Annotated in this window: 13 protein-coding genes; 4 read left to right on the top strand and 9 right to left on the bottom strand. The window is 55.6% G+C overall.

The window, feature by feature from the left end:
• The first annotated feature begins 37 nt into the window (after positions 1–37).
• Positions 38–1471, top strand: a complete 1434-nt coding sequence (locus WCC56_RS18155) for a PLP-dependent aminotransferase family protein (protein WP_424693724.1) — start codon at positions 38–40, stop codon at positions 1469–1471.
• Here WCC56_RS18155 and WCC56_RS18150 read toward each other — a convergent pair.
• Positions 1465–2640, bottom strand: coding sequence for an MFS transporter (locus WCC56_RS18150; RefSeq protein ID WP_424693723.1), 1176 nt, complete (start codon positions 2638–2640; stop codon positions 1465–1467). The two genes, WCC56_RS18155 and WCC56_RS18150, sit on opposite strands and share 7 nt — an antisense overlap.
• 275 nt (positions 2641–2915) lie before the next feature.
• Here WCC56_RS18150 and WCC56_RS18145 point away from each other — a divergent pair, with 275 nt between their 5' ends.
• Complete coding sequence (locus WCC56_RS18145) at positions 2916–3287, top strand: MmcQ/YjbR family DNA-binding protein (RefSeq protein WP_424693722.1); 372 nt, start codon at positions 2916–2918, stop codon at positions 3285–3287.
• Positions 3288–3331: 44 nt separating this feature from the next.
• Here the strand turns inward: WCC56_RS18145 and fabB are convergent, their stop codons facing one another.
• Entirely contained in the window at positions 3332–4555 is a 1224-nt protein-coding gene (gene fabB, locus WCC56_RS18140; RefSeq protein WP_424693721.1) for a beta-ketoacyl-ACP synthase I, read from the bottom strand.
• 157 nt (positions 4556–4712) lie between these two features.
• On the opposite strand from fabB, the gene mnmC reads away from it, so the two are divergent.
• Positions 4713–6722: a bifunctional tRNA (5-methylaminomethyl-2-thiouridine)(34)-methyltransferase MnmD/FAD-dependent 5-carboxymethylaminomethyl-2-thiouridine(34) oxidoreductase MnmC gene (mnmC, locus tag WCC56_RS18135; protein WP_424693720.1), complete on the top strand. Its 2010-nt coding sequence runs from the start codon at positions 4713–4715 to the stop codon at positions 6720–6722.
• A 47-nt stretch (positions 6723–6769) separates the two neighbouring features.
• Here mnmC and WCC56_RS18130 read toward each other — a convergent pair whose 3' ends face one another.
• The 6 genes from WCC56_RS18130 to prmB are packed head-to-tail and all read right to left on the bottom strand — an operon-like array spanning position 6770 to position 11319.
• Entirely contained in the window at positions 6770–7051 is a 282-nt protein-coding gene (locus WCC56_RS18130; RefSeq protein ID WP_013203145.1) for a YfcL family protein, read from the bottom strand.
• A 30-nt stretch (positions 7052–7081) separates the two neighbouring features.
• Positions 7082–7627, bottom strand: coding sequence for an elongation factor P hydroxylase (locus WCC56_RS18125; protein ID WP_424693719.1), 546 nt, complete (start codon positions 7625–7627; stop codon positions 7082–7084).
• Positions 7628–7634: 7 nt separating this feature from the next.
• Positions 7635–8438: a sulfite exporter TauE/SafE family protein gene (locus tag WCC56_RS18120; protein ID WP_424693718.1), complete on the bottom strand. Its 804-nt coding sequence runs from the start codon at positions 8436–8438 to the stop codon at positions 7635–7637.
• 9 nt (positions 8439–8447) lie between these two features.
• The gene (mepA, locus tag WCC56_RS18115; protein WP_424693717.1) at positions 8448–9272 is read right to left on the bottom strand and encodes a penicillin-insensitive murein endopeptidase; all 825 of its coding nucleotides are present in this window, start codon (positions 9270–9272) and stop codon (positions 8448–8450) included.
• A 4-nt stretch (positions 9273–9276) separates the two neighbouring features.
• A complete protein-coding gene (gene aroC, locus WCC56_RS18110; RefSeq protein WP_424693716.1) occupies positions 9277–10362 on the bottom strand; it encodes a chorismate synthase in 1086 nt (361 codons plus the stop codon).
• A 24-nt stretch (positions 10363–10386) separates the two neighbouring features.
• Positions 10387–11319 (bottom strand): 50S ribosomal protein L3 N(5)-glutamine methyltransferase, encoded by a 933-nt coding sequence (gene prmB, locus WCC56_RS18105; RefSeq protein WP_424693715.1) that lies wholly within the window; start codon positions 11317–11319, stop codon positions 10387–10389.
• Positions 11320–11507: 188 nt separating this feature from the next.
• On the opposite strand from prmB, the gene smrB reads away from it, so the two are divergent.
• Positions 11508–12059, top strand: coding sequence for an endonuclease SmrB (gene smrB, locus WCC56_RS18100; protein WP_424693714.1), 552 nt, complete (start codon positions 11508–11510; stop codon positions 12057–12059).
• Positions 12060–12095: 36 nt separating this feature from the next.
• Here the strand turns inward: smrB and sixA are convergent, their stop codons facing one another.
• Positions 12096–12578, bottom strand: a complete 483-nt coding sequence (gene sixA / locus WCC56_RS18095) for a phosphohistidine phosphatase SixA (RefSeq protein ID WP_424693713.1) — start codon at positions 12576–12578, stop codon at positions 12096–12098.
• Between the last annotated feature and the right edge of the window lie 136 nt (positions 12579–12714).

Raw genomic sequence — 12714 nt, 5'->3', positions numbered from 1 at the left:
GTTATAGTACCCATTTAAAGGGGTTGATAAGACCATTATGCCGCAAGCCCTGGTTGCCATTGTCCAACTGTTCGACTCGCTAACCGCGCAGAACAAGCGGGAAAAGCTCTGCACGACATTGCGCCAGTTGATTAGCGGCGGAACGGTGAAAAACGGAGAGCGCCTACCCTCCTCACGTCTGCTCGCCAGTGATTTGTCCCTTTCCAGAGTGACGGTAGAGGCGGCCTACGCGCAGCTGGAAAGCGAAGGTTATCTTCAACGCCAGACAGGGAAAGGGACTTTCGTGGCGGTCATCCTGGCCGAGCCATCGCTGGCAAAGAAAATGCCTGAGCTTTCCTCCGCAACGCTGTCCACCCGCGGGAAGACCATCGTCGCGACCGGCGGCTGCCAGGATCCGCTCTTTCCTCAGGCTTTCGCTGCTGGTTCTCCAGATCTGCAAGCCTTTCCACAGACTATCTGGAGAAGATTGGTCGGTCAGCGTCTGCGGCACTCACCAGAAGAGATGATGCGTTACGGTCGCCCGCAAGGCATGGCTATCCTGCAGGAAGCTGTAGCCAGATATCTTGCGCAATCCCGAAGCGTTCGTTGCGAGCCGGAGCAGGTGATGATCCTCACCAGCTCCCAGCAGGCGCTGCAAATGATCGCCTTGCTGTTGTGTGATGCTGGCGATGAGGTCTGGCTGGAAGAGCCAGGCTATAGCGGGGCGCGTAATGCTTTTATCAGTGCCGGAGCGGCTGTCAAGGCGATGTCGCTTGATGAGGAAGGCGCGATGATCCCTGACAGGAAATCAGCCACACTGGTCTACCTGACACCTTCGCATCAGTACCCGACTGGCGTGGCGATGAGCCTGCAACGTCGTCTGCAATGGCTGGCTTTTGCCCGTCGGGAAAACTGTTGGTTGCTGGAAGACGATTACGACAGCGAATTTTATTATCAGGATCAACCGATGCCAGCCCTTCAGGGACTGGATGACAGTAACCGCGTGCTCTATCTGGGCACCTTCTCTAAAGTGCTGTTCCCTTCGCTGCGGTTAGCTTATCTGGTCGTGCCGCCTTCGCTGGTAGATCCGCTGTGTAAATTGCGCAGCGTAATGGACGGCCACAGCGCTCAACTGATGCAGGCCGTGACCGCCGACTTTATTAACAACGGCCATTTTCAGGCACATCTTCGGTTGATGCGCAAGCTCTACGCCAGCCGCAGAGCGCTGTTGCTGGAACAATTAGCCAGCAAGCTGGGAGATAAACTTTTGCCGCTTAGCCACAGCAGCGGGCTTCAACTGGCGGTAACGCTGCCAAACGGGGGAGAAGAACGATTGACTCAGGAAGCGTTGCAACTGGGGATAATTCTGCCGCGCTTGTCTCCGTTATATCTAGGGAAAGCGCAGCAGGAAGGTTGGGTACTCGGCTTCTCTGCCCTGCAGCGGGCAGAGATTATTCAGGCTGTAGAGAAGCTGGCGAAGCTGCGCTATTGATTGCGGGCAAAGTTAAACGTCACGGCAATGCCCAGCACGGCGCAGACGGCTCCGGCCACATAGACCGATCCATAGCCCATCGTGGTAGCGAGAATACCGGTTAGCGGGCCGCTGGCACCGTAGGCGATATCCTGGAAAGCGGAGAATCCGCCAAGGGCCGTTCCACGAACCTGCGGAGCGACACGCTTCACCACTTCAACGCCCAGTGAAGGGAACACCAGCGAGCAACCGCAACCGGTCAGCGCCGCACCAACCAGCGCCATCCACGCCGAGGTTGAGAAGCCAAGCACCAACAGGCCAATGGCTTCTACAGTCAGTGAAACCAGCGCCACTTTCAACCCGCCAAGGCGATCCGGCATCCAGCCAAATACTATGCGTACCAACACGAAAGAGAGACCAAAGGCGGTAAGCGCAAAGCCTGCGTTGCCCCACTGCTGGCCGGCGAAATAAAGCGATGTAAAGGTGCCGATCACCGCAAAACCCACGCCCTGCAGCGCCAGGCCAAAACCAGGAGAAAGGATCTGCCCGACCACCGTCCACAGCGAAGGACGCTCGCCACCGTGCGTAGGAACCGGCTTCACCCAAAAGTTAAAGAGCAACGCGACAACAGGCAAGATCATGGTGGCAATACCCATCGCCATAAAGCCCCCTTTGTCATGCAGCATCAATCCTAGCGGTGCACCCGCGGCCAGCGCACCATAAATGGCCATGCCATTCCACGACATCACCTGACCGGACCGTTTAGGGCCAACCAGCCCCATTCCCCAGGTCAGGTTGCCGGTCAGTAGCTGGCTTTCGCCAAAGCCGAGCAGCAAGCGCCCCACCACCAGAAGCGCAAATTTGCCCATAACCGGCAACGGCAGCACCGCAGCCAGCACATAGGCCAGCCCAACCAGGGTACAGGCCAGCATCCCCTGTAAAACGGAGCGCCTGGCACCGCGTTGGTCCGCCAGCCTTCCGGCGTAGCCGCGAGTCAGCAAGGTGGCAAAAAACTGGATGCCTACCGCAACCCCAACCATCACGTTATTCAGCCCAAGCTCCTGATGCACAAAAAGCGGAATAACGGGTAAAGCCAGACCGGCGGTCAGATAAGTTAAAAATACGGCAAAGGAGATGCTCGCCAACGAGGTGGTCGGATTGGCTGAACGTTCAGAGAGTGTTGTCGACATGCTTGTCCTTGTTTTACGTAAGAGCTCGTCGGTTCAGACGCGCCCAAAAGTGCCATTGCCGGAGCAATGTCAGGGGCGCGTTGGTTGACGTTAGACGCTTATGCAACATCGTGGCGACGTTGAGGGGAGAAATTTTCTGAAGAAAGTGTGGAGGAAAGTCCGGCAACCGTCAATCTTTGCAAAGTGCTGCGGGACGAAGAGTGAAATCGGCGTGAGCCTTAAGCCTTTGATGTGCTAGCCTGCTGGACATTCAATCCCGCTAAGGAGCACTCGCAATGGACGGAAAACAGATACAGCAAGTGGCGGCTGACATCGCTCAGAAACAGCCTTTAGCTGAGCTTTGCTACCCGTTCGGCCCGGAGTATGAGGTGTTTAAAGTCAGGGGGAAGATGTTTGCCTTACTGGCGCAGGTTCGGGGTGAACGGATTGTTAACCTGAAGTGCGATCCTGAAAACTCGTTATTACAACGGGCGATCTACGACAGCATTCATGCGGCTTACCATATGAATAAACGTCACTGGATTTCGATTTATCCGGGCGAGCAAATTAGCGAAGGATTGGTGCAGCAGCTGGTAGAAGAGTCTTACGATTTGGTGGTTGCCGGCTTGCCGAAGCGGTTGCGGCCAATGGAGAAAAGAGCGCGCTGAGGGGAGAAGAAAGGGGGCGAAATATCGCCCCCTTCTGAACCAGCTTAGTCGAGCTTGCGCATCACCAGCGTGGCGTTGGTGCCGCCGAAGCCGAAGCTGTTAGACATCACGGTCTTCAGTTTCTGCTCAGTTGGCTTGGTCACGATGTTCAGACCTTTGGCCGCTGGATCCAGCTCATCGATGTTAATGCTTGGCGCGATAAAACCGTGCTCCAGCATCAGCAGAGAGTAGATAGCTTCCTGCACGCCTGCGGCACCCAGAGAGTGACCAGTCATCGCTTTGGTAGCAGACATGGCAGGCATGTTTTCGCTAAACACTTCACAGATAGCGCCCAGCTCTTTCACATCGCCTACTGGCGTGGAAGTGCCGTGGGTGTTCAGGTAGTCGATTGGGGTATCAACACCGGCCATCGCCAGACGCATACAGCGCATTGCGCCTTCGCCTGATGGTGCAACCATGTCTGCGCCATCAGAAGTTGCGCCGTAGCCAACCACTTCAGCATAGATGTGTGCACCACGTGCCAGCGCGTGTTCCAGTTCTTCAACTACAACCATGCCGCCGCCGCCAGCGATAACAAAGCCGTCACGGCTGGTATCGTAAGTACGGGACGCTTTTTCTGGCGTTTCGTTGTACTTGGTGGACAGTGCGCCCATCGCGTCAAACTCACAGGACATTTCCCAGCACAGCTCTTCGCCACCGCCAGCAAACACCACATCCTGTTTGCCCAGCTGGATCTGCTCTACTGCGTTACCGATACAGTGAGCGGAAGTCGCACAAGCGGAGCTGATGGAGTAGTTCACTCCGTGAATTTTGAACGGGGTTGCCAGGCAGGCAGAAACGCCAGACGCCATAGCTTTGGTCACCATATAAGGACCTACGCCGCGCAGGCCTTTCGCACGCATGCCATCAACGCTGGCAGCCTGGTTGTAAGGGGAACCACCGCCGGAACCGGCAACCAGACCCACACGCGGGTTGTTCTGGTACTGCTCAACGGTCAGACCAGAGTCTTTTACCGCTTCCAGCATAGAGATGTAAGCATAAATGGACGCATCGCTCATGAAGCGCAAAACTTTGCGATCGATGAGTGCTGAGATTTCGTCTTTGGACAGTTTGACGTTACCCCAGACGTGACTACGCATGCCGGAATCTTTCAGCTCCTGAGCGAAGGTGATGCCTGAGCGACCCTCACGAAGAGATGCCAGGACTTCCTCTTGGTTATTACCAATGCTGGAAACGATACCCAAGCCAGTAATCACTGCACGTTTCATTCAATACCTCATTCACTGCTTATATTAGGATTCGACAGGCACTTTAGCTTACAGTTGTACGCCGAACAAGTCCGATCAGCGCTTAACTTTTGTAAATTTGCGTGGGCCAGCTCACACCGTTACAATCGCGGGACCGCCTGATAACTGAGCTTCCCCCTTGAAAACGACCCCGATCGAGTATGCTGAATTAAGCTGGAATGAACAGGGTACACCTGTATCCCGAGCGTTTGGCGATGTCTACTTCTCCAATGAAAATGGCCTGGAAGAGACCCGCCACGTATTCCTTGGTGGCAACCAAATACCGGGTCGTTTTGCTCAACATTCGCGCGAATTATTTATTGTTGCTGAGACAGGTTTTGGGACTGGTCTGAACTTTTTGACCCTTTGGCAGGCGTTTGATCGCTTCCGGGAAGGCGATCCACAGGCTAAATTACAGCGTTTACACTTCATCAGCAGTGAGAAATATCCGTTAAACGTGACAGATTTAGCCAGCGCCCAGGCCAGCTGGCCGGAGCTGGCTGACTATGCGGCTGAGCTTCGTGAACAGTGGCCGCTGGCATTACCTGGCTGTCATCGACTGCTGCTGGACGGCGGTCGCATCACGCTGGATCTGTGGTTTGGCGATATTAACCAGCTGATCCACACTTTTGATGACAGCTTGCAGCATCAGGTAGATGCCTGGTTCCTGGACGGGTTTGCTCCCTCGAAAAATCCCGATATGTGGACGCCTGAACTGTTTGCCTGCATGGCGAAACTGGCGCGCAAAGGTGGCACGTTCGCCACATTTACCGCCGCAGGGTTTGTGCGCAGGGGATTAAAAGAGGCTGGATTTAACGTTATTCGCAGCACCGGCTTTGGCCCAAAACGCGAGATGCTGTGCGGGTCGATGGATGAGTTAACCGAAGCCCCGGCGCTGATGCCCTGGTATTCGCGTCCGGCAGCGGAAGGTGAAGATATCGCCATTATTGGCGGCGGGATTGCCAGTGCCCTGCTCGCTCTGGCGCTGCTACGTCGCGGTAAAAAAGTCACCTTATATTGCGCGGATGCGCAGGCAGCAGAAGGGGCTTCAGGTAATCGTCAGGGCGCGCTCTATCCTCTGCTTAATCAACACGATCCGGCTTTAGCCACCTTCTTCCCTCTGGCTTTCACCTTCGCCCGCAGGCTCTACGACAGCTTGCCTGTAGCCTTTGATCATGACTGGTGCGGCGTCACTCAGCTGGGGTGGGATGAAAAGAGCAGTGAAAAAATCACCAAACTGCTGGGCATGGGCCTGCCTGAAGAGATTGCACGCGAAGTGTCGCAAGCCGAAGCTGAAGCGCTGTGTGGGGTAGAAACAGGCTGCGGCGGAATAACCTATCCGCTGGGCGGCTGGCTTTCACCTGGACAGTTAACGCTTGCGCTGCTCGACCTGGCAACGCAGCAGGGATTGCAGATTCACTGGCAGCACCAGCTGACGGAAATGACCCAAGAGGCTGGAGAATGGCAATTACAGTTCAGTGAGCAGCCTGCGCAGAAGCACAGCAACGTGGTGCTGGCTTCCGGCCACACGCTGGCCTCATTTGCGCAAAGCGAAATGCTGCCCGCTTATGCCGTCAGCGGGCAGGTCAGCCATATTCCCACCACCAGCGGCTTAAGTCAGCTTAAGCAGGTGCTGTGTTATGACGGCTACCTGACGCCAGCTAACCCGCAGAATCAGCATCACTGTATTGGTGCCAGCTATCACCGCGCGGATACCTCAACGGCCTACCGTGAAGAGGATCAGCTGGAAAACCGTGAGCGGCTGATCCGCTGCCTGCCGGAAGCGGACTGGCCAAAAGAAGTGGATGTCAGCGCCGGTGAATCACGCAGCGGCGTGCGTTGTGCCTCTCGTGACCATCTGCCGATGTTTGGTCCCCTGCCCGACTATCAGCAAACGCTGGAGCAGTACGCCGAACTGTCTAAGAACAAAGAGACTGCGCAGGCAGCACCGGTACATAAAGGCTTGTTTGTGCTGGGAGCTTTAGGCTCACGCGGGTTGTGCAGCGGCCCGTTGGGCGCAGAAGTGCTGGCGGCAGAACTTTGTGGCGAACCTATCCCATTGGATGCCGATACGCTGGCAGCTATGCACCCGAATCGCTACTGGGTAAGGAAACTACTGAAAGGGAAAGCGATAAAAACGGCGTTCTGAAGGGATCACTCAGCAAGAAGCCAGGCGGCACAATGGCCGCCCGGTTTTCAGGAAGGTTTGCGTGCCTGCAGGAACAGGTTGTCCCACATGCCAATCACCAGCGCCTGATCGCGCGGTGAAAGTTCACCCGCCTGGATGGCGTTCTGCAGACTTCTCTGCACCTGAATCTGTAATGCTTCAGGCGTATGCTCACCGGACAGTTCAATCTCCGCCACGGCCAGCGTCAGGTGTCCACGCAGATAACCACTGGCAAACAGCTCGTCGTCACTGGCGCTTTCCACCATGTCGTCGATCAGGGCCAGAATACGCGCCTCAAATTCATCGATCATAAAATTCCTTATTCGTTACTTTCGCCGCGATCACAGGTCTTCCGGCCAGGGAAACTGTGCCGCCGTCAGCGGGGGTGTTGAGTAATACGAGCAGAGTTCAGCAATCAAACGGGCTGGACGAGCAGGAAGGCCCTGTTCCAGATGCGTCATGACCTGTGCATGGACTTTGCGCTGAAACGCGATGCGATCCGGCTCACAATCTCCATTGAGATTGTCACAACTTACATTGAAGGGAAACCCCGCTGCAACACAAAACATCCACTCCAGCGATTGCGGCTTCACTTCAACGGCTTCGAACTGGTTCTGCGTCATCTCATCTCGCCCATCCGGGCAATACCAGTAACCAAAATCCACCTGCTTGCGGCGCTCAGCCCCGGCAATGCACCAGTGCGAAATTTCATGCAGCGCGCTGGCATAATACCCGTGAGCAAATACCACGCGGTGGTAATCCACTTCGTCATCAGCAGGAAGATAGATCGGTTCGTCATCGCCTTTAATCAGGCGCGTCTGAAAATCCTGGAAAAAGCAGCGGTCAAAGATCTCAACCAGTTGCGAATAGTGATGGGTCTCGTTCATTCTTTTCTCAACCAAACAGATGATGACACCAGGCCGCTATCGCCGCGCCGTGGCTGTCATAAAGCAGTTTTGCACTCATCACCGCAGACACGATCACCACCATCGGACGGATCAACGTTTGCCCACGGCTCAGCACCATGCGTGCCCCTAACCGGGCACCGCAAATGGCCCCCACCAACATCACCAGTCCGGTTCCCCACACCACTTTGCCACCAAACATAAAGAACAGCAGGCCGCCAAAGTTGGAGGTGAAGTTCAGGACTTTGGCATGAGCCGTGGATTTGGCGAGGTTAAAGCCGCACAAGGTGACAAAGGCCAGCGCATAAAATGAGCCCGCGCCAGGACCAAAGAAACCGTCATAAAAGCCTACGCAGCCGCCAGCCACCAGCGCGAAAGGCAAACCGTGCAGACGGCGCTGACGATCTTCCTCCCCAATTTTTGGCAGCAGCAGGAAATAGAGCCCGATGGCAATCAGCAAAATTGGCAAAACCTGCCGCAACAGCTCGGCCTGCAAATGCTGGATCAGAATGGCACCGGTGACCGCACCAATAAAGGTCATGCAGATATTCAGCCTTTGCTCACGCAGATTGACCGCACCACGGCGGACAAAATAGAGGCTTGCAGAGAACGAACCGCCCACCGACTGCAATTTATTGGTAGCAATTGCCTGGGCCGGAGAAAGGCCAACAGACATCAGAGCAGGAACCGTTAGCAGCCCGCCCCCACCAGCAATGGAATCGATAAACCCGGCTAGCATGGCCACACAGAACAGCAGCCCAACCAACAGTGGGCTGACGACAAACCAATCCATCTTCGTTCCCTAAAGCAGATGTTTATCCAGTAATGCCTGGCAAGAAGGCGGTAACGGCGGTGGCTCACGCTTCACCGGTATACCTGTGCCCGGTTTTGGCGGCAGGAACCAGCTTTGCAGCTCGGCCCCACACCCATCTCCGGCTGGCGGCGCAGGCTGATCCTGACATTGCAGGCTGCCCGTCGGACAACGCAAGCGCACGTGCATATGCGCACGGTGACCAAACCACGGTCGCACTTTACGCAACCAGTCACGATCCGCACCGGCATCAGCACAAAGCTGCTTTTTAATCGCAGGATTGACGAAGATACGCGTCACATCGTTATCTTTAGCCGCCAGTTTAATCAGGCTGTCGATCTCTGGCTGCCAGTGACGCGCTACCACGTTTTTGCCGTCCGCAGCCACTAAATCCAGCGGCTGAGGCTTCAACAGCATCTGTGAAGACCAGCGCGATTTAGGGAGCTGTAACCAGATATCCACATCCAGACCGGACTGGTGGCTGGCGTGACCGCTGCTGAAGCGCCCACCGGCCGCCATGCCCATATCGCCAATCAGCACTTCGCCAAGCTGCAGGTTATGCACTTGCGTACTCAGACGCTGAATAAAGAGAATCAAGTCCGGGTGGCCGAAATAGCGACGCTGGTCCTGGCGCATCACCTGATAGTCAGGGGCATTCAGCGGCAGCTCTTCAGCGCCAACGATGCAGCCGTTAGCAAACTGGCCAATCGACTGCGGCGTGCCGCTAATCGGTTGACGGATAGACTGCCAGGGCGTTGCCGCCAGCGTGGAAGCACTTATCAGCAGCGCACCAAGCGCCATCAGCGTCTTTTTCATTCGGTTACCAGCGAGGAATGTCCGTGTGTACATCAGCGTTCTGAGCACGCTGACGCAGTAAGTGATCCATCAGCACGATCGCCATCATCGCTTCAGCGATCGGCACCGCGCGGATCCCTACGCAAGGATCGTGACGGCCTTTAGTGATCATCTCTACTTCTTCACCAAAGCGGTTGATGGTTTTGCCCGGTACGGTAATGCTGGAGGTTGGCTTCATGGCGATGTTAGCCAGAATCGCCTGACCGCTGCTGATGCCGCCCAAAATGCCGCCCGCGTGGTTGCTCTGGAAGCCATCCGCACGGATTTCATCACGGTGCTGGCTGCCGCGCTGGTTGACAACCGCAAAGCCATCACCAATCTCAACGCCTTTCACCGCGTTAATGCTCATCAGCGCATGCGCAAGGTCCGCGTCCAGACGATCGAATACAGGTTCACCCAGGCCAACCGGCACGTTTTCTGCCATCACCGACACTTTCGCACCGATCGAGTCGCCCTCTTTTTTCAGTGCGCGCATCAGCTCGTCCAGCGCTTCCAGCTTGGAAGGATCCGGGCAGAAGAACGGGTTCTGTTCAACCTGATCCCAGTCCTTCAGCTCACAGGCCACGTCGCCGATCTGCGCCAGGAAGCCACGAACTTTAATGCCGTGCTTCAGCTCCAGATACTTTTTGGCGATGGCGCCAGCGGCTACCCGCATTGCGGTTTCACGCGCAGAAGAACGGCCACCGCCACGGTAGTCGCGCAGGCCATATTTCTGCTCGTAGGTGTAATCAGCATGGCCAGGACGGAACACGTCTTTGATCTCGCTGTAGTCCTGAGAACGCTGGTCGGTGTTCTCAATCAACAGGCCAATGCTGGTGCCGGTGGTGACCCCTTCGAACACGCCAGAGAGGATTTTGACCTGATCCGGTTCCCGACGCTGGGTGGTGTAACGCGATGTTCCTGGGCGACGGCGATCAAGATCGTGCTGCAGATCGGCTTCGGTTAGCGGAATGCCCGGAGGCACGCCGTCAACAATACAGCCAAGCGCCAGTCCGTGAGACTCACCGAAGGTGGTGACGCGAAACAGTTGTCCAATAGTGTTACCAGCCATGATGCCCTCTTTTAATGTTCTTTATTAATCTTTGAAAATACCAAAGTGGTGCTGCGCATCAACGATCTGCTGACGCGTCAGCATAAAGACGCCATCGCCGCCGTTGGCAAATTCCAGCCAGGTGAACGGCACATCAGGGTACTGGTCAATCATGTGCACCATGCTGTTGCCCACTTCGCAAATCAGCACGCCCTGCTCGCTCAGGTAATCTGGCGCGTTGGCAAGGATGCGGCGGGCCAGCTTCAGACCATCTCGTCCCGCGGCCAGGCCCAGTTCTGGCTCATGGCGGTACTCGTTTGGCAAATCGTCCATGTCGTCTTCATCCACATACGGGGGATTGGTGACGATCAGGTCATAAGGGGTTTTTGGCAGTTCGCGGAACAGGTCAGCGCGGATTGGCGTGACGTTGTGCTCCAGTCCATGCGCTGCAATATTCTGCTCGGTTACCGCCAGTGCGTCAGTGGAGATGTCTACCGCGTCCACTTCGGCTTCCGGGAAGGCATAAGCACAGGCGATGGCGATGCAGCCGCTGCCGGTACACATATCCAGAATATATTTCGGCTCATGCGGGATCAGCGCAGCAAAGCGCTCGTTGATCAGCTCACCAATCGGCGAACGGGGAACCAGCACACGTTCATCAACATAGAACTCGTGTCCGCAGAACCAGGCTTTGTTGGTCAGGTAGGAGACTGGAATACGTTCGTTGATGCGGCGAATAACGCGCTCGACAATACGATGACGCTCGCTGGATGTCAGCCGTGCGGTGCGCATATCTTCCGGGATATCCAGCGGCAGATACAGAGTGGGCATCACCAGCTGAACAGCTTCGTCCCAGGGATTATCGGTGCCGTGACCATACCAGAGCTCGGCAGCTGAAAAACGGCTGACCGTCCAGCGCAGCATATCCTGAATGGTGTGCAGCTCACTGACTGCCTCATCGACGAAAATTTTGTCCAAAGTGCCCTCCACAGGCCTCACTAAAACTCGGCAGCTAGTTTGCCATGAAGCGGGCCATAATTCAGCGCGGCGGTGTGAAAAAGCTGACATTTGTTTTTTGCCGCCACAACTCAGGGTAGACTGTGGGCATTTCCTGAAGACAACGTTCCGCGGCGTTTTGCCTTATAAAGCCGGACAATGAGAACCTGATGAGTAAAAAACAGCCCCTCAGCGCCGAAGATCAGGCGCTGTTTCGCGGATTGATGACCGGCACCAGAAAGCTGGCGCAGGACACTATTGTCCATAAACCGCCGAAAAAGACCCCTGGCGTTGTTCCGCAGAAAAAGCTGATTTCTGAGCAGATGGATGCCAGTCACTATTTTTCCGATGAATTTCAGCCATTGCTGGCAGACGAAGGCCCTACGCGTTACGTGCGCAGTGATGTCAGCCATTACGAGCTGAAAAAGCTGAGACGAGGTGACTATACGCCGGAAATTTTTCTGGATTTACATGGGCTAACGCAAAGACAGGCGAAGGAGGAGCTGGGGGCATTGATTGCGGCGTGCCGACGTGAGCACATTTTTTGCGCCAGCGTGATGCACGGCCACGGCAAGCATGTGTTGAAACAGCAATCGCCGCTGTGGCTGGCACAGCATCCGATGGTGATGGCCTTTCATCAGGCGCCCAAACTGTTCGGCGGAGATGCCGCGCTGCTGGTGCTGATTGAAGTAGAGGAGTGGCTGCCGCCTGAACTTCCTTAAGACGGCTTCAGGGCCAGAGAAACTGGCCCTGCAGCGTCACATCGCTTTAGCGAGCTTGGAAGGACTGACCTGCCACTCCAGCTTGCCGGTGCCGCTGTCTGCATCAAAGTCGATACGGGCAATGGCCGAGGTGGCAAACATCGGCGGCGATTCCTGCGGGCAGAGTTCAGACACCAGGTAACCCACCAAAGGCAGGTGAGAAATCACCAGTACCGAGTTCACCCCTTCTTTTGCCAGCACTTGCAGGTAACTGGCCACCAGCGCGGGATCGCCGCCAGGTGTCAGTTCAGGCAAGACTTCCTGCCCTTCCGGCAGTGTCAGTGCTTCACGCACCGTAGAAAGCGTCTGTTCTGCACGCAAATACGGGCTGACCAGCACACGTTCAATATCTACTGTCTGGCCATTAAGCCATTTCGCCATCTGGCGTGATTCATCACATCCGCAATGAGTCAGAGGTCGTACAGAATCACTAGCCGCATCTAATGCCGCATCGCCGTGACGCATAATGAAAACTTGCATAATGCACCGCTGTTGTTAAACGTAAACGCCGGAAAACACAGCTTCCCGACTCTTCATTCAGTGAATGAACGCTGTGTTGTACCCTAATGCCTTGAGTATAGTCAACCGATTGTTTATTAAATGAGCGCTTTACAGA

Source organism: Erwinia sp. (assembly GCF_049696395.1).
GTDB lineage: Bacteria > Pseudomonadota > Gammaproteobacteria > Enterobacterales > Enterobacteriaceae > Erwinia.
Note: the sequence above shows the minus strand (reverse complement) of the source record. Positions and strands in the feature narration are given on the sequence as shown.

Coding starts and splice junctions, on each gene's coding strand:
- WCC56_RS18155 (WP_424693724.1), top strand. CDS start 38: ATGCCGCAAGCCCTGGTTGCCATTGTCCAACTGTTCGACTCGCTAACC.
- WCC56_RS18150 (WP_424693723.1), bottom strand. CDS start 2,640: ATGTCGACAACACTCTCTGAACGTTCAGCCAATCCGACCACCTCGTTG.
- WCC56_RS18145 (WP_424693722.1), top strand. CDS start 2,916: ATGGACGGAAAACAGATACAGCAAGTGGCGGCTGACATCGCTCAGAAA.
- fabB (WP_424693721.1), bottom strand. CDS start 4,555: ATGAAACGTGCAGTGATTACTGGCTTGGGTATCGTTTCCAGCATTGGT.
- WCC56_RS18130 (WP_013203145.1), bottom strand. CDS start 7,051: ATGATCGATGAATTTGAGGCGCGTATTCTGGCCCTGATCGACGACATG.
- WCC56_RS18125 (WP_424693719.1), bottom strand. CDS start 7,627: ATGAACGAGACCCATCACTATTCGCAACTGGTTGAGATCTTTGACCGC.
- WCC56_RS18120 (WP_424693718.1), bottom strand. CDS start 8,438: ATGGATTGGTTTGTCGTCAGCCCACTGTTGGTTGGGCTGCTGTTCTGT.
- mepA (WP_424693717.1), bottom strand. CDS start 9,272: ATGAAAAAGACGCTGATGGCGCTTGGTGCGCTGCTGATAAGTGCTTCC.
- aroC (WP_424693716.1), bottom strand. CDS start 10,362: ATGGCTGGTAACACTATTGGACAACTGTTTCGCGTCACCACCTTCGGT.
- smrB (WP_424693714.1), top strand. CDS start 11,508: ATGAGTAAAAAACAGCCCCTCAGCGCCGAAGATCAGGCGCTGTTTCGC.
- sixA (WP_424693713.1), bottom strand. CDS start 12,578: ATGCAAGTTTTCATTATGCGTCACGGCGATGCGGCATTAGATGCGGCT.